This is a genomic window from Microcoleus sp. T3_A4 (genome assembly GCF_036700465.1).
Classification (GTDB): Bacteria; Cyanobacteriota; Cyanobacteriia; order Cyanobacteriales; family Microcoleaceae; genus Microcoleus.
Window position 1 is genome coordinate 141 of sequence record NZ_JAUBOY010000006.1, and the last position, 16,346, is coordinate 16,486.

At 43.9% G+C, this 16,346-nt stretch carries 14 protein-coding genes; 7 read left to right on the forward strand and 7 right to left on the reverse strand.

Annotated elements, in window-relative coordinates; genetic code table 11:
* Positions 1–1,197: WD40 repeat domain-containing protein (locus tag QUA07_RS04910; RefSeq protein ID WP_333323042.1), on the forward strand; the 1,197-nt coding region annotated here is incomplete at its 5' end.
* Positions 1,198–1,342: 145 nt separating this feature from the next.
* On the forward strand, positions 1,343–2,644 hold the full coding sequence (locus tag QUA07_RS04915) for an NF041680 family putative transposase (protein WP_333323043.1): 1,302 nt from the start codon (positions 1,343–1,345) through the stop codon (positions 2,642–2,644).
* Positions 2,645–2,761: 117 nt separating this feature from the next.
* Here the strand turns inward: QUA07_RS04915 and QUA07_RS04920 are convergent, their stop codons facing one another.
* The 7 genes from QUA07_RS04920 to QUA07_RS04950 form a co-directional block, all read right to left on the reverse strand.
* Complete coding sequence (locus QUA07_RS04920; RefSeq protein ID WP_333323044.1) at positions 2,762–3,637, reverse strand: hypothetical protein; 876 nt, start codon at positions 3,635–3,637, stop codon at positions 2,762–2,764.
* A 129-nt stretch (positions 3,638–3,766) separates the two neighbouring features.
* Entirely contained in the window at positions 3,767–4,750 is a 984-nt protein-coding gene (locus tag QUA07_RS04925) for a hypothetical protein (RefSeq protein ID WP_333323046.1), read from the reverse strand.
* Positions 4,751–4,834: 84 nt separating this feature from the next.
* Positions 4,835–6,055 (reverse strand): aminotransferase class III-fold pyridoxal phosphate-dependent enzyme, encoded by a 1,221-nt coding sequence (locus QUA07_RS04930; protein ID WP_333323047.1) that lies wholly within the window; start codon positions 6,053–6,055, stop codon positions 4,835–4,837.
* Between the two features lie 79 nt (positions 6,056–6,134).
* Positions 6,135–8,219 carry an ATP-dependent DNA helicase RecG gene (gene recG, locus QUA07_RS04935; protein ID WP_333323049.1) on the reverse strand — a complete coding sequence of 695 codons (2,085 nt, stop codon included), beginning with the start codon at positions 8,217–8,219 and terminating at the stop codon, positions 6,135–6,137.
* 468 nt (positions 8,220–8,687) lie between these two features.
* Entirely contained in the window at positions 8,688–10,379 is a 1,692-nt protein-coding gene (locus QUA07_RS04940) for a relaxase/mobilization nuclease domain-containing protein (protein WP_333323050.1), read from the reverse strand.
* 57 nt (positions 10,380–10,436) lie between these two features.
* Positions 10,437–10,814 (reverse strand): hypothetical protein, encoded by a 378-nt coding sequence (locus QUA07_RS04945; RefSeq protein ID WP_333323052.1) that lies wholly within the window; start codon positions 10,812–10,814, stop codon positions 10,437–10,439.
* Between the two features lie 39 nt (positions 10,815–10,853).
* Entirely contained in the window at positions 10,854–10,988 is a 135-nt protein-coding gene (locus tag QUA07_RS04950) for a hypothetical protein (RefSeq protein ID WP_333323054.1), read from the reverse strand.
* Between the two features lie 588 nt (positions 10,989–11,576).
* On the opposite strand from QUA07_RS04950, the gene QUA07_RS04955 reads away from it, so the two are divergent.
* From QUA07_RS04955 to QUA07_RS04975, 5 genes are all read left to right on the forward strand, one after another.
* Positions 11,577–12,764, forward strand: a complete 1,188-nt coding sequence (locus tag QUA07_RS04955) for a ParM/StbA family protein (RefSeq protein WP_333323056.1) — start codon at positions 11,577–11,579, stop codon at positions 12,762–12,764.
* On the forward strand, positions 12,757–13,221 hold the full coding sequence (locus QUA07_RS04960; RefSeq protein ID WP_333323058.1) for a hypothetical protein: 465 nt from the start codon (positions 12,757–12,759) through the stop codon (positions 13,219–13,221). Before QUA07_RS04955 ends, QUA07_RS04960 begins: the two co-directional genes overlap by 8 nt.
* A gap of 55 nt (positions 13,222–13,276) precedes the next feature.
* Positions 13,277–14,122, forward strand: coding sequence for a mobilization protein (locus QUA07_RS04965; protein ID WP_333323060.1), 846 nt, complete (start codon positions 13,277–13,279; stop codon positions 14,120–14,122).
* Positions 14,119–14,802, forward strand: coding sequence for a DUF6753 family protein (locus tag QUA07_RS04970; protein WP_333323062.1), 684 nt, complete (start codon positions 14,119–14,121; stop codon positions 14,800–14,802). The genes QUA07_RS04965 and QUA07_RS04970 overlap by 4 nt, the downstream gene beginning before the upstream one ends.
* A 91-nt stretch (positions 14,803–14,893) precedes the next feature.
* Positions 14,894–16,261 carry a hypothetical protein gene (locus QUA07_RS04975; protein ID WP_333323064.1) on the forward strand — a complete coding sequence of 456 codons (1,368 nt, stop codon included), beginning with the start codon at positions 14,894–14,896 and terminating at the stop codon, positions 16,259–16,261.
* Positions 16,262–16,346: the final 85 nt, after the last annotated feature.

Sequence of the window (16,346 nt, forward strand, 5' to 3'; positions counted from 1 at the left end):
AATATCCTAGCTAGTGGGAGTGACGATCAAACGGTAAGACTGTGGGATGTTAATAGTGGTCAGTGTTTCAAAACTTTACAGGGACACCATAACGCGATACGCTCAATTGCTTTCAGTCCCGATAGTAATATCCTAGCTAGTGGGAGTGACGATCAAACGGTAAGACTGTGGGATGTTAATAGTGGTCAGTGTTTCAAAACTTTGCAGGGATACACGAATTCGATATGGTCAGTTGCTTTTAGTCCCGATAGTAATACCCTAGCTAGTGGCAGTAATGATAAAGCTGTCAGGCTGTGGGATGTTAATAGTGGTCAGTGTTTTAAAACTTTGCAGGGACACCATAACGCAGTACGTTCAGTTGCTTTCAGTTCCCAAGGGGAACTCCTAGCGAGTGGGAGTGAAGATGGAACAATTAAGCTGTGGGATGTCAGCACTGGTCAATGCCTCAAAACTTTCCACGGACACGATAATACAGTACGCTCGGTTGCCTTCAGTCCAGATAGTGATACCCTAGCTAGTGGGAGTGAGGATCAAACGGTAAGACTGTGGGATGTCAATAGTGGTCAGTGTTTCAAAATTTTAGAGGAACATACGAGCCAGGTATTATCAGTTGCTATCAGCCCTAATGGTCAGATCGTAGCCAGTAGTGGTAAAGACCAACTCATAAAGCTATGGGATATCCATAACAATAGCAAGTGCTTCAAAACTTTACCTGGACACGTTGATTCTGTACGATCAGTCACTTTTTGTACCGAAGGTACAATCTTAGCCACTGGCAGTACTGATAAAACAATAAGACTTTGGAATGTTAGTAGCAGTCAGTGTTTCGCCGTATTACAGGAACATACTAACTCAGTACGGTCAATTGCTTTCAGTCCAGATGGTCAAACATTAGTTAGCTGTAGTACTGAAAAAACAGTAAAATTGTGGAATTTGAACACTGGACAATGTTCTAAAACTATGTACGGGCACACCAATTCAATATGGTCAGTTACTTTCAGTTCCGATGGTCAGACTATAGCTAGTGGCAGTGAAGATGAAACAATTAGGCTGTGGAACGCAAAGTCAGGTAGATGCCTTAAAATCTTCAAAGCTCCAAGACTCTACGAGGGCATGAATATTACTGGGGTTACTGGCTTGACTGAAATACAAAAATTCACATTAAAATTTCTAGGGGCGACAATCTCTATAGACTAAACAGAGAGGAGTGGGAAAATTTATTGTTGGAAGATATTAACTGTAGTTTAGACTAACTAAAGATGAGAACGGTGGCCAAAGAAGAACTAGAGCCACCGTTAAGGAGAGAATGAGGGTGAAAAATAAAAACCTATCCACTCCTTAAATGAACAGTGAACGATTAAAGGACTTTCGTCAAGAAGCATACGAGTTATTGGTACGAGGCAAGGATGCAACATTCGAGCTGATGGATGCAGTGATGACCACCAGGAATGCAGCCTGTTTGGCGGAATTTTCGCTCAGTCCGCTATTCAATCGTCAATGGTCAAGCATCTACGAGGCATTACAAGATTGTAGACCAGACCGGAAAAAACTGATGCTGCTGTATTTCCAGCAATTACAGGAGGAAGCACCCCCAACGGAACACATATTAGTGGCAATCGACCATACTGCATGGGGGAGAGCAGATGCCAAAACATTACAAGAAAGAACCCATGAATATCACAAAGGCGTAATTATTGGACAGGGGTACAGTACAATTGCGTGGATACCCGAAGCAGAAGGAAGTTGGGCATTACCCCTACTACATGAACGAATTAGTAGTTGGTCTTCACCAATAGAAAAAGCAGCTTCCCAACTCAAACTTGTTTGTGAACAGAGCATCAATCCAGTCTTAGCAGTTTTAGATCGAGAATATGGCAATGCAAATTGGGTACTGGCGCAAGCAGATATTCAAGCTGATTGTTTAATGAGAGTGCGAAAGAATGCCTGCTTGTGGTCAGCACCACCAACCTATAGTGGTCGTGGCAGACCACGGAAACATGGGTCAAAAATGAGGCCGGGCGACCCAACCACATGGCTGATCGCGGATACTGCGATCGAAATTGACGAACATCCACATTTGGGACAAGTCCGAGTCAGTCAATGGCTAGACTTACATTTTTATCGTGCGCCTGGACAGAGAGTCAATTTAATCCTCGTCGCAAGAATGAAGCCCATGTCAAATGGTCAGCCATTTCCACCCTTATGGTTGGCTTGGGTGGGAGAACGAACTCTCCCTCTAGAAACAGTCTGGTTCAAATATTTACGACGTTTTGGAGTGGATCATTGGTATAGGTTTGCCAAGCAACGACTACACTGGACATTGCCTAACCTGAGAACTCCCGAACAATCCGAGCGTTGGAGTGATTTAATGCCGTTGATGAGTTGGCAACTCTGGCTAGCTAGGGATTTAGTGGTTGAGAATGTATTACCTTGGCAATCTGCTACGATTAATTTAACCCCTGGACGTGTTGCTCAATCAATGTTGTCGCTTTTAGTTGACATTGGTACTCCCGCAAAAATGCCTAAACAGAGGGGAAAATCCCCCGGCTGGGAAAAAGGAAGGGTACGGACGGTAGCACCGCGATATCCCACTGTGAAAAAACGGGTTTCTCGACGTAAAAAGTCTTCAAGATTAGTTATTTAATCTTCTCCCTCTTGAGTTTTTGAGTAACAGCTTGCCGGATATTCAAAGGCGGCTACTTTTGGCTGCAATCATTTTTTAGTCTAAACTACAGTATTAATACTTATATGTTTTCATAATCTAAAGTTGAGGCAATGCTAGTTTCTTGACATTTCGATAAGCGTCGTCATATAGCCCTGCGTGGATGTTACCTAAGATACTATTCAGAAGATTTGGGTCAACGTCAATAGGAAAGCGACCAAGGAGACGGTTATGATTAAGCCAAATGTACAGTTTATCCTGTTTCTCTAACCATTGTGGAAAGATACATCCGTCGATTACGTTTAGAGAATTATTCTTGTAACTCTCTTCTATATAAAATCGTATAATGAATAAACCTATGATTCGCTGTAGCTCTACCTGTCTATTAGTAGGGAAAAATAAATTTTGGGATATTCCCAGCACCAAGGGACTGACCTTACAGGCTAATTCAAAGAGCTTTTCCCGGTAGTAAAGGCTTACTGGAGCAGTTTGGTGGTTGTATTCATCACTAGATGTATGAAGAACCTGAAGCCAAGCGAAAGCTTTTAATGAAATAAAGTCAGACCAACAATCTATGCGTGTCATATGTTCACGACTTCCGCTTCCATTTAGGTCTCTAAAAGTCTGGTAGGAAAGTCCCTGAGTCAGATGAACCAGTTGATGAAACCAAAACCAAATAATTGCCATAAATCCATAAGGGGAAGGAATTGAGGTGGCAAATTCTTTAACTATTGTTCTGCTTAAATAAATAGTAAGCTCTTCATCGTCAGCTAACAGACACATAGATGGTCTTTCAAAGTCACTCAATCTTACCCTGTTATACTTAAGTAACGGCCAAATAACGTCTTCTATTCTTTGATCTATTACAAGTAGCTTACTTCTATGCTTTAGCAATCTTTCTCGGACTTCATTGATAGCAAAGACTAAATCCTGCTCGTTAAAGCCTTTGAACTCCCCATTGCTTTCAGGAATCATTGAATATCCTCCTATATAGTAACCATCTTACAATCGACACATGATAGTTTTACCTAATTCAATTCCTTCTTGTAGAAAAATGAGCTAACTTAATAGCTTCTACACTTACTTAGAATTTTCTACTTGGCATCACCATATTAACTCTGTTGTTGCTCTCGCGAGTTGTTCATCATCAAGTGCAAGTTCACCTGTTAATACACAGTGTTTAGCATTCTCCATCACTATTTTTCTAATTTGCCAATAATCTCTATTTTTGAGATAGTTAGATACGAGAAACAGAGGAAATCGTTGTCTTTTTCCTCGGAAAGATTCAATGCCCTCCATTGGTTCAGTATCAAAAAATTTTTTTATTGCAGTTTTTAGCTCTTCATCCTTATTTCCATTATCCAGTTGCTTCAGCCAGAAATAACCTATCAAAGCATGATTAGTCTCCTGTTCAAAAATGCTTTTTACTACTTGATAAACAGTCGGATCAATTCCATATTTCTGTAATTCATAAACCCCTTTAGCGGCGGCAATCAAGCCTCGCCCTTCATATAGGCAATGTTCAATAAAAAGATAGGAGAAAATCGTATCTGTACTAGAGACTAATCGCCAATTACCTTGCTTATCATTAGGAATCCAAGGTTTTTTACTCTGATCTATACTTAGCAATGTGCTAATAGCTTCTAAATGTAATGCTTCTTCGTACAAAAGATTGCATAAGTCTAGGACAACTTCTAGCGGACAAGATAGATTACAGATTGCATGAGCGCAAGTACTCATAACTATTTTTTCACTTGCATCTAGGTCGCCATACATTTTGTAGGAAATATCATACTGCTGACCAGATAAACAGTCGTATTCAAAAGCATAGCCAATCTTCTTGGTTTTGTACGAACAAAAAAACTTCTCCTTAAGCGCTTGTTTCAACGGAGAAAGACTTAAAAAGTCTAGATCGAATTGTATCTTTCCTTCCGAAATAAAAGCATTTTCTCTTATACGAATTTTGTAAAAATCACTAATCGTTGATAATTTCATAGCTCGATGCTGCCAATCATCCACGTATTTAGCTAGAGCGAATGGTTTTGCTATGTCACGGATGGTTTCTAAAAGCTCCATTTTTTTATTCATAACTCACTCTATTAAAGAATTGATGATTTTATAGAATTATTAATGAACGTCTCGGCTATTTACTACTATTTGTCTCATTATCATTTATCTTGAAAGACAATGTGCTAAAGCATCATCAATAGCTTGAAGCGCGTCTTCTATATCACGTAACGTGTGTGCAAGACAGACAAAGTTCATGTGATTAGCTAGCAATAGTACACCACGTTGGACTAACTGCTCATAAAACATCGGCTTAAGGTACTGCGCCCGCTCTGAACTACTGTGAAACCAGATATAGGGCATACAAGACCATCGGTATGGAACTGCTTCAATATCATCAGTCAAGCTGTACCGATTCAAAAGTTGATTGATTCCGTCAATTAGGTACTGACCTACCTGCCATAGCCAAAGAATGCTCGTCGGTCGCTCCAGAATTGAAATGGTCTTCAACGCTGCTACAATTGACACAAGTTCATTGTTATACGTTCCCATAATTTTAGCACTAGGAGCCAAATCTAGAATTTCCGCAGAACCTATCACCGCAGCTAAGGGAAAACCATTAGCGATCGCTTTGCTTAAAACTGTCATATCAGGCTCTACATTGTACAGTCCTTGAACACCAGCTAGACTAACACGAAAGCCAGTCTTGATTTCATCTAAGATTAGTAGTGCATTTTCATGGCGTGTCAGTCTACGCAAATGCTGAAGATGCTCCCCAACTGGTTCTCTCAACTGGACAGGATCGATGAGTAGAGCAGCTACGCTGGAACGGTTTGCTCGGAAGATTTCCTCCAACTTTTGTATGTCTTCTCCATTCCAACTTAAAACTAGGGGGTCTGGCATGGTGGGTATGCCAGCTATTAAGCATGGAGGCTTAGAATCGACCTCATAACGATGCCACGATACATCTGGTGATACAACTGGATCATGCCAACCATGAAAACCGCACCTAATGATTTTTGTTTTTCCAGTGAAAGCACGTGCCAAGCGCATTGCAGCAGCTACAGCTTCAGACCCAGTTTTCATAAACAGGCTTCGTTCGGCATACGGAAAGATACGTTTCAAAACAGAAGCCAGTTCATCCCGCTGGGGAGTGTTTGAGGGAAAAATCATACCCCGTTGCATCTGTTCGATAACAGCTTGGTTAACTTCCTCATTGCAATGTCCCAGAACAAGGGGGCCACAGGCACAAATGAAGTCAATATACGCTTTGTCGTTTTGATCCCAACAACGTCCCCCTAGTCCACGAGCAATATAGTGGTCTGGCGGTAGGGGTTTAAACCCGCCTGGAAATGAGTAAGATGGCTTTATGTTACCTGTTATCACCTTATTTTCCTTATTCTCAGAGAGTAAAGCCCGTTATCGACCAAAGCACCCCTTCCATTTAAAAACTGACTAGAAGCCATTAATTGAGAGCACAATTCCAACTCGTCAGCCCCCGTCTTTCGAGTTCTGCAACCATCAATGGATGTCCTTGTAAATTCGGGTCACTCTTAACAATTGCCACTGCCATATAACGAGCTAAATTCAGCAAATCCTCATCCTCCAGTATATTCGCCAAAGCAAATTCCGAAATTCCTGACTGACGGTAGCCCATGACAACTCCCGGTCCGCGCAGTCGCAAATCCATCTCCGAAATAAAGAACCCGTCAGTGGATTTTTCCAACACCTCAAGACGTGCCTTGGCTTCTGCTGTTTTACTGGTATTTAGCAGCAGACAATAGGAACGGTGGGAACCTCGACCGACGCGACCTCTTAACTGGTGCAGTTGAGCCAAGCCAAAGCGATCGGCATGGTCGATTAAAATAACTGTAGCATTTGGAACATCCACGCCCACTTCAACCACAGTGGTGGAAACGAGTATCTGGGTTTTGTTGTCGCGGAATGATTTGAGCGCTTCATCTTTCTCGGCTGATGTCATCCGACCGTGCAGCAATCCTACGCTAAATTCGGGGAAGATTTCTGCTGAGAGTCGATCGTATTCTGCTACCGCTGCTCTCAAATCTAGCTTTTCCGATTCTTCCACCAAGGGAAGGATGATGTACGCCTGACGACCTCGAAGTACCTCGCGGCGGATTAAATCGTATGCTGAAGCGCTTTTATTAAGCACTTTCGTGTGAATCTTCTGACGACCGGGCGGTAACTCGTAAATCTGACTGACATCCAAATCCCCGTGCAACGTCAGTGCTAAGGTACGTGGAATAGGAGTCGCCGTCATCGTCAGTACGTGAGGTCTATTTCCCTTGTTCAGTAAATCTTGTCGCTGCTGCACGCCGAATCTGTGCTGTTCATCGATGACTACCAGACCGAGTTTGTTGAAGTTGACCTTCTCTTGCAGAAGCGCGTGAGTTCCTACCAATAGTGAAAGTTCACCCGTCTCTAATTGGGCGTGGATTTCTCTGCGCTTGGCGGTTTTGGTATAACCCGTCAGCAATTGAACAGAAACGCCAAGGCGTTCAAACCACGTCGCAATCTTCCTGTGATGCTGTTGGGCTAGCACTTCTGTAGGTGCCATAAGTGCCGCTTGGTAGCCAGACTGGATGGCAGCGAGGATAGCAACGACAGCAACAACTGTTTTACCAGAACCGACATCCCCCTGTACCAGTCGGTTCATCGGCGTTTTGGAAGTCATGTCGTTGAGAATGTCGTTAATGACCCTACGTTGAGCTGAGGTAAGCGAGAAGGGAAGTTGAGAGTAAAACAGTTGGATTAGAGGGCCAGCAGGAGTTATTTTTGTAAGAGCCGATCGCGCCAAAAGTCGGTGGCGACGCACGAGAAACGATAGCTGAAGATAGAAAAACTCATCAAATACCAGGCGACGGCGGGCAGCTTCCAGTTTTGTTTCGTCTGGGGGCTGGTGGATGTTTGCGATCGCCTCCTGTAAATGCATCAAACCACATTTTCGTCTGAACTCCTGCGGCAGGGGGTCATTTAGCAGCTTGGCAGATTCCAAAGCTGAGGTTACTGCATTTTGGACAATTTCGTTGCTAACTCCCTTTGTCAAAGGATAAATTGGGATAATTGAATTTTTCGTATCCTTGGCTTCGTCTAGACCGATTAATCGGATTTCAGGGGAAGTTAATGTCATTCCGCAATAGCGATCGGCTTTGACTATCCCAGATATAGCAACAATGCCTCCAGCAACATAGGTGGCGGCTTGCTCGTTCCTCCACTTTTTTGATTGGTAGTACGGGTGGTTGAAGAAACGCTTGCAGGCTATTTTACCGGTTTTGTCCTTGACAATAATAGTCTGAATTGTTAGCCTAGAATTTTTAAGCGAACTGACTACTTCCTGATGTTGAATTTTACCTACAACCGTGACTGAATCGCCTACTTTCAACTGATAAATTTTTACTCGCCGATACTTGATGTAATCACGGGGAAAGTAGAGCAGTAAGTCTCGTACATTTGCAAGGCCCAGCCTTTCTAGCATTTTGTAATTGCTTCGGCTTAACCCTCGCAGATCGCAAATGGGTGAATGCAGTTTCATGATGATAGTTGGGAATTTTTCAGATTCAAATTTTTGTTAGCAAGCCATTCATAATGCTGCGCTAGCAGCCACTTCACCAATGGCAAATCGCTGAATTTAATTGAGAAATACACTGCTTTTAATCCTTCCATTACTTCTAACAAAGTAGAGTTCCATTCTCGCTGGTTGCACGAAGATTTAGGGCGCAGTCGAGAGAAGTAAGTGACGTAGATTCATAATTTTAAGGTGGCGCTTCCACTCTTTCACACTACTGATAATAGAGGCTGAGTCACGGCTTGGACAAGCAGGTTTGGAAAAAGCTCTTTTCCCAATAGCATATTGTTTTGTTTTTAGGTGGGTTGCAGCGACGGTTTTACTGCTCAAACAAGTCGAAAAGGGGGGGAAATAAGCAATTTGTTTATCGCCCAACTTCAGTCATCGTTTCCTGGCCCCATGAAAGCTGCGTAAAATACTAATAGTGAGCTTTGATTAATCCAAAATTACGCCAAAATTGCGATCGATTGCTTCATCACGAGCATTAAAACCATTTTCGTTTTCTTGCTCTTGAGATGCTAAGATTGCGTTCCAGCCGGCAAAGCCTGGATTGATTCGCTTTGATTGAGGGAATGTTTCAATAATTTCTTTTGACAGTCGATCGCCATCTCGATCTCCTTTGAAGCCGACTACTATAGTTTCTACTTCCTTAAGAAAGTCGGTTGGCAGCGAAGAAACCGCATCAATGCTTAAGTATAAAGTCGGCCTCTTATTGAAATCTGGATCTAAGGCAATTACAGACAGGAGTTCTACCGGGTTGCTGGCAATAATGGCTCTTTCAATATTGTTTTGAACCGCTATCCAGAAAACTCCCTTTTCACTGTCGGAGCCTGTTTGATGCGAACCTCCGCCATGACTGTCAATGGAAAATTTTCCATTGGCCTCTAAGGTGCAGGTTCCTCTGTGCTCTCCTGTAAGAGTGCGGAGTTGGAATACAGGGCGGTTCAGGCTGTCTGCGTCTATCCATCCCCTGTCGTGTAGCAGGTCAATTAATTCGACTGGCAGACAAGCATTTTCTATTAAATTGCTTCGTACATACTCCCAGTTAAGTGAGTCGAACCCCGATGTTTCGCGATCGTCAGGCGAGTCGGGTTTGCCTACATCTTCTGACTCAGCGATTAGAGAATCTTTGTCGGTTTCTAAGGAAGTCCCTGTGCAGCTTCCTTCTCGCTCTGGTCTGTCAATATTAGAGTTACTCTGCCAGTATATTGGTGAAGAATTGCTCTCGATGCTGCTGTTCCTCATTTCATCGCAGTCATCAGTATCATTATCGGTGTTCGCGTCGCTATTTGGTTTAGAGTTTTCTGTTTCCAAAATCCCGTTCAATTCTGGCTCTTGCAATGGGGGAATGGTTGCCACATTTCTGTCAGTATTAGCAGAGTAAGTGACTCCTCTGTATTTTTGCAACCCCTTGAAAGTGTAAGCTTTGCCTAGATGAGTGCCGCTAAAAGCAATATTGCCTAATTTGTAGCTAATCCCTAATTCGCCTGCGGGGGTAGGTTCTATTTTTACACTAATGCCTTGTTCAACGAGTCGGTCAATCAAAAGAGCGATCGCAGGACTGTCAGTGGTCGATCGATCTAGTGCTGTTTGCAGTTGTTCCCGTACACTAATCTCTCCGGTTCGCGCTAACCGTCGGCGTTCGCCTGTCGTGGGAGAGCGGCGTTCTTTATCAAAACTGCGTGCAGCGGGTGTTAAGTCGTACTTTTCTTCTAATTCTTGAATTAACTTTTCGCTGCGTAGATAGTTCCAGCTATCTGATACGCAAGTTCCTTTTTCATCCAATTTGATGCGGCTGGCTGCAATGTGAATGTGGTCGTGGTCGCGGTCGGTATGGCGGATGATAGCAAATAGGTTTTTATCCAGTCCCATTCCTTCTAGATAATCAAGAGCGATCGCCCGCCATTTGGCATCGGGAATATACTCGCCAGAAGGCACGCTTAAGGTCGCATGATAAACTGGTTTTTCAACTCTAGGGTTGAGTTGTTTGGAGAACAGAAACTCAGCAGCTAATTCCTGGGCATTTTCTCCTACCATATTTCCTCCCATCAGTGAAGCTCCTTCTTTGGAGAAGAGGTAATTGAGCAATGGGGTAAAAGTTTTACCAATTTTCTGCTTGCCAATCATTATTTACTAAAGTTAAAACTTGTGTAGTAAAAAACTGATGATTTGTGGATGTTTTTATTAAAACTTTTCGCTAGGAGCTTCTAAATTTTCCTCAATATCGCTTAAATTCATTAGAACTGGTACGTTCATTTGCTGTTGCTGTACTTGCTTGAGCAGTGCCAAAGCTTGCTCAATCAGATCCTCAAAGTTGGCGGGCTGTGTAATTCTTTCCCCCATCCATAATGCTTGTTCTGTAGCAAGGGCAATCGGTTTGAGGCGGAGGTTAAGTTCGGCTAATTTTTGGCACAAAGCTGGTTGATGTTGTTGTTTAAAAGTGTGGTATCGGAACAGACTGCTGATGCTCAAATGGAGATTTTTAGCCATTGTCTCAGCAAGTTGAAGTTCTTCTGGCGTTAGGTGTATGGCTATTCTTTTGATTCGTTTGGATCTCGACATGGCTAGTTTGCTCGCGATTCGATGTTGGGGTAACGAACTTTATCCTTCGGCTGTGATCGGGTAGAGTGCGCTTCCGGGCGATCGCGCCTCAGCCACCTGCCGATCGCTTGTTGCCAGGAGTGGCTTTAACGCATGGAAACTCGATGTCAGCCTTTCCAATGGAAAATTTTCCATTGCCACCCTTGGTTCAGACTCAGGTTTGGCTGAATTCAGCAGGCGTAGGAATTTCTAATGGAAAATTTTCCATTGTCACTGCGGCCGAGATCCAGATTTGGCTGAACTTAACAGGCGTGGGAATTTCCAATAGACCTCTCCGAAAATCAATGATGCGTGCTCTTCCACTTTTGCTTGCATACCCGATCGCCCTTGTCTCTAGATATTTTTTCGAGATGTCTGTCTAATGGAAAATTTTCCATTGAACAGCGACAGGCTGGCAGCAGCGCTCTCCTCATAGGGGTGCTACCCCGTTATAGAAAGCAGTTTGCACGCACCTCTGACACAGCTTGCTACCAAAAGCTGTGTCAAAGCCTAAGCCGTGAGTCCGATTTTTGCGGGTGCTGGGATTCAGACAACTGGCTGAGGGAGGCGAGGTTTTACGAGGGTTAATAAGTAGTAAGTGCGTTTTAATCCTTGAATAGCTGTTGTTTTACAGCCTTCTTTTGAGGTGCACTTGGCTGAAGCGTAAGGGTTATTTCTGCACGCCCAAGCGTACAGGGCTGTTTTTTTACCACTCTTAAAACTTCAATTAGGAAGACCTGCGATATGAGCGAAACTACTATCGAAACCATCTGGCCTCAAGCGATCGCGGCCTACGATTACGGGGGGTCTGCTACTAAAATTCTCTACGCAGGACCAAAGAATCAAATTCGACTGCTGTGCATGGAACCGGAGGTCGTATCTGTACCGCAGGAATCAGTTTTGGCTTATACCAGAGACCAGTTGGGGTTAGCTGAGCCTGAGAATACGGCTTGGGTTGCTTTTAGGAATGATTACAGGGCAGTGGGGTATTTGGCGAAAGAGAGGTTTCACGCCAATGCTGGCCTTTCGGAACTCAAGTACGAGAGGGCTCTGCACAAAACTCTAGCTGGGATGTGGGCGATTAAGGAAAAGCTGAATTTGCCTGCGAAATTTACGGCGGCGATCGCCGTGTTGTTGCCACCGGGGGAATATGAAGACCGAAATCGGTTCGAGCGGGTGCTACGGGAGGCTTTAGCGGATTACCAAACTCCTACAGGCTCAATGAGCGTGGAATTATTGGCGTTCAACTGCAAGCCAGAGGGGGGTGGCATTTACCTGATGCACAACAAGAAAGTCGGCTCTGTTTTGAAAGAGCGGGTGTGCGCGATCGCCATGATTGGCTACCGTAATGCCAGTCTGTTGGTAGTGCAACGGGGGGATGTCAGGCCGGGAAAAACGAGCGATTTGGGCTTCATCCGCATGGTGGAGAGGGTGGTAGCTAGGACTTCGGGGCAAACTGCTGAGCGATTGACTCCCGCGATCGCCGCAGCGGGCTCTGAGTTTAAGGCAGCTTCTTTGATGCGGTTGGCTCGCAGCACGACTAAGCAAGGACGCGCTGAAGAAGTGCAGCAGATGATAGCAGCAATCAAAGAGGCGCGGCCTGAATATGTGCGGAGTCTCACCAGTTGGTTGGATGAGAATTTGCCGCCCGATTGCGATGAATTGGTGTTCTGTGGTGGGACGGCTGATTATCTCCGTAAGGAGTTAAACGAACATTACGATCGCTTCCCGATTATTTGGAATGCCGATGTTGCTATGCCACCTATTTTGGCAAAGAAAGGGTTTGAAAATCGGCTCAATGATGTCTATGGGATGTTTTCGTATTTCAAGGGAAGTTTGAAAAAGCAGTTCAATTCTCAGGTAAAGGAAGACGCTGTTTGTGGGTCAAAAGATTCTGCTTTAGCTTTAAAGGAGATAGTGGCTCATGGCTAAGGAAAAAGAAAGGGTTGACTTTTTGTGGCGCTATCAGCCTTTTAAATCTACTCCTGATGGAGTTTTGCTGTCGTATATTAAAGGCAATTTAATGTTGCCTTCGAGAGAAATGATTCTCCAAGCTCTTCGCCCTTACTGGCTGCCGTTAGCATATCTGGAAAAAGGGGATATTGATCCTGTTATTTTAGGGCGGTTATTTAAAAATGCCGTCTATGTTCTGGAAAAGCAAGCTCTCTATTTGCGCGAGCGAGGCGGGCTTGAATATCCTCCTATTCATATAGGGGGAATGCCTATTTCTTTAATACCATCTTCGCGAGAATTACCTGCTGATATTGAGGAGGCAGACAGGTCTATGCTGGGCGGTGCTAGTTTGATGTCTTCTAACCATGACCCTAGCAAATTGACTGCGGATGACTTGTTTGAATTAGACGATTTTGATGATTCAGGATTCGCGTGATTAGGCGGCAATTATTGATTTGTTAGAAAATAAACGTGAAATAGGGGATTGGGACATGGCAAGTAGAAGTAGGAACTCTAAGTATCAAGTTCAGCTAACAGATTCTCTGGTTAAACAGGTTGATGAAGGAGGAGATTTAGGTATGGGTACAGCGACAGAAAACTCGAATGGTTTCAAAGAGTGCGGCTTAGAAAAGGTTGAGAAGTCTGCTACTAAAATTCATCTGATTGATGGAGAGAAAGGCGGGGTTGGCAAGAGCTTATTTGCTAGGGTTTTGATTCAGTATTTCTTGGACAAGAATTTCCCATTTTTTGCCGTAGATAGCGATCGCTCTAATCCTGATGTATCTCGAATCTATGAGAGCGTATGCCGTGAAGCTCTGTTTAGCGAGGACGAGAAGAAGTTTTACGAAGCGGATCGAATTTTTGAATTTGCGTTTGAGAAGAGCGTGATTGTCAATTTACCGGCTCAGGTTTATCCTTTGGTAACTAAGTGGATGGGAAGAAACAATTTAATTGAGTTGGGGAAGCAGTCTCGCATTAGTTTTTGCAAGTGGTTTATTTGCACGGGGGGCTACGATAGCGTGCAGCTATTTTTGAAGTCAGTTAAGCATTTTGACAATAAGATTGCTCATGTCCTCGTCCGCAATTTAGGATTGGAGGATGATTGGAGTTCTGTGGAAGAGATGGAGGAGGTGCAGAATGCGATTAAAAAATATGAGGTGAAGGTGATTGATTTCCCTAAGTTTTATTCGCGGGAAAGGAATGCGATCGATGCACGGGGGATAACTTTTGATTTGGCAAGGAATAGTCAGGAACTAGGTGTGTTGGGCCGGCAGCGGATTAAGTCATTTATGTTGTCAGCTTATGAGGCGTTTGAAACTACGGGGATGTTGCCGTGAGTTATGGTGCTGTTGATACTAAATCTTTGCTTGATATTGCTTTAGAGGGGCAATCTGAGGAGTATCGGCGCAAGGTTTTGGAGTTGGCTTTTAAGGGGAAAATTGAGCCAACTGACCCAATTTTTCTGATTTTGTTGGCGACTGGCCGCTTGGAAGTGCTGATTCAAGAGAGTCCGAAACCGGAGGATTTTGAGTTGGCATTCGATCGGTGGGTGGGGCGGATTAATAAGACTTTGGCGAGTTACGAACGAGTGGCGGTTGAGAAGCAAGAGGGGCAAATTGCTGAGGCTGTGAATTCTCTGGTGCGTCAGACGGAATTGAGGAGGGTGGCGACTTCTGCGGGTTCTTTGGTGGTGGCGGCGGGTATTCTGTTGACGACGTTGGGTATCGGTGCTTTGATGGGATGGATGGGTTTACTTTGGTCGCAAGGAGGGTTTGCGCCGGGGGAAGCGGTTCATTTGACTCAGGAGCAGACGGAGGCTTTGCGGTGGGCTACTACCGCTGAGGGGAAGTTGGCTCGGAATTTGATGAAGTGGAATTCGGATAGTCTGAGTAATTTAGAGTGTAAAAAGGATGTCAGGCGTTTGGGGGTGACTCTGGAAGTGGCGGGGCGTGCATCTACGTCCGGATTTTGCACTATTTGGGTGGAACCTGTAAAGAAGCGTAAGTTTAGGGATTAAGTGCTTGCGGTTTTATGCAGTGTCTTTGTCCTCTGGCTGAAAAATCCGATTTGAATCGATGTAGACAATTAGTTCCCAAAGGAGTATTTCAATGAGCGCTCAAGAACAAATGAAGGTAGTCCAATCAATTTACGACCAGTTTTTTGCCTCATTGACCGAAGCACCACCAGGCAAACCAGCAGTAGGGTCGACAGATAATATCTTTGTAGTTATTGAGAAACCAGGTCGTTTAATCCGTTCTAAGGATTTTGCCAATCCATGGAGTCCAGGTAATACATCGGGAAATCAACAAGCTGCTGTGAATTTAGCAGACTTAGCTAACGAAATTCCGCAGGTAGCAGCGATCTATGCTCCTAATAGTTCAAGGATCATAGAAATTTATCAATTGATTTTAAATGCTCAAGTCATTCCTTCTCCTCCTAATCCCCAAGCAGAGAAGGCATATGAAGATGCTTATAAAGTGCTTTACACAGATGTTACGAAAACAGATGACGACGGGGTAACGACGGTAAATCAGTTTGAATCTCAAAGTTTCAAGGGATATAAGGCGAAAAAGAAGAAGTATGATGACGCTGTAGAAATATTTGGGATAAAGTTTAAGGAGGCAAACCAAACGCAAGACGGGCGAAACAACTGGCCTATATTAGGTCGAAGGTATCAAGCTGATGTAGAAGATGCTTGGGATGCTTGGCGTGCTACGGATGCAACAAAAGTTGAGGATGCTTTAGCAGCGAAAGACATGACTTCTAATAATGCAATTGGTCGTGCTTTTTTTGATGCAAAGAAGTTGTTAGATTCTTATAAACAACTTTTAGAAGGTATTTTTTATTGGCGTTCTCGTGCCATACCATCTGACTGGCACGATCCAGCTATAGCAGCAGATTGGGCAGTAATGGAAGCATCCTCTAGTAGTTACGTTAATGAGACAAGCTCTGAATTTACTAGCTACGGCGGAGGTGGTGGTTTTGGTTTGGGGCTATGGTCTTTTGGAGGCGGCTTTCAAAGCAGTGAAGCAAAGCATCAAGAACAATCAGAGAGCAGTAATATAGTTGTTCGCTTTAAGTATGCAACTGTAACGCTTGATCGTCCTTGGTTAAACTATACGCTCTTCAAACTTCCCGGGTGGAATGTTTCAGGCATTCAGCCTAAATTTTTCTCCAATGGAACTAAGCAAGCTCAGAACAATAGCCTCATACCATTACTTCCTCAGAGATTTATCGTAGTTCAGGATGTAGAAATTACTGCAAATTGGGGACAAACTGATCTGGACATTATCGATAAGGCCATCAGCGGTTCTGCTAGCGTTGGATGGGGACCATTTTCTGTCAGTGGTTCCTATAGCCACAGTTCCAGTAAAGAGACTTTCAAAGCAGAACGCGACGGTTCTACATTGAAAATTCCAGGTATGCAGATCATAGGTTGGATTTGTAATGTAGTGCCAGCTTGCCCTCCACAGTGATTAAGTTTCGCGCTCTGAACAATTTTGCTAATTAGAGGTGTAACTCGGCAGTGGGGGTAGTTAAATACTCCCACTATTGGACTCA

What these genes read in the sequence shown, in the direction of transcription:
- QUA07_RS04915 (WP_333323043.1), top strand. Translation starts at nt 1,343, where the DNA reads ATGAACAGTGAACGATTAAAGGACTTTCGTCAAGAAGCATACGAGTTA.
- QUA07_RS04920 (WP_333323044.1), bottom strand. Translation starts at nt 3,637, where the DNA reads ATGATTCCTGAAAGCAATGGGGAGTTCAAAGGCTTTAACGAGCAGGAT.
- QUA07_RS04925 (WP_333323046.1), bottom strand. Translation starts at nt 4,750, where the DNA reads ATGAATAAAAAAATGGAGCTTTTAGAAACCATCCGTGACATAGCAAAA.
- recG (WP_333323049.1), bottom strand. Translation starts at nt 8,219, where the DNA reads ATGAAACTGCATTCACCCATTTGCGATCTGCGAGGGTTAAGCCGAAGC.
- QUA07_RS04940 (WP_333323050.1), bottom strand. Translation starts at nt 10,379, where the DNA reads ATGATTGGCAAGCAGAAAATTGGTAAAACTTTTACCCCATTGCTCAAT.
- QUA07_RS04945 (WP_333323052.1), bottom strand. Translation starts at nt 10,814, where the DNA reads ATGTCGAGATCCAAACGAATCAAAAGAATAGCCATACACCTAACGCCA.
- QUA07_RS04950 (WP_333323054.1), bottom strand. Translation starts at nt 10,988, where the DNA reads ATGGAAAATTTTCCATTGGAAAGGCTGACATCGAGTTTCCATGCGTTA.
- QUA07_RS04955 (WP_333323056.1), top strand. Translation starts at nt 11,577, where the DNA reads ATGAGCGAAACTACTATCGAAACCATCTGGCCTCAAGCGATCGCGGCC.
- QUA07_RS04960 (WP_333323058.1), top strand. Translation starts at nt 12,757, where the DNA reads ATGGCTAAGGAAAAAGAAAGGGTTGACTTTTTGTGGCGCTATCAGCCT.
- QUA07_RS04965 (WP_333323060.1), top strand. Translation starts at nt 13,277, where the DNA reads ATGGCAAGTAGAAGTAGGAACTCTAAGTATCAAGTTCAGCTAACAGAT.
- QUA07_RS04975 (WP_333323064.1), top strand. Translation starts at nt 14,894, where the DNA reads ATGAGCGCTCAAGAACAAATGAAGGTAGTCCAATCAATTTACGACCAG.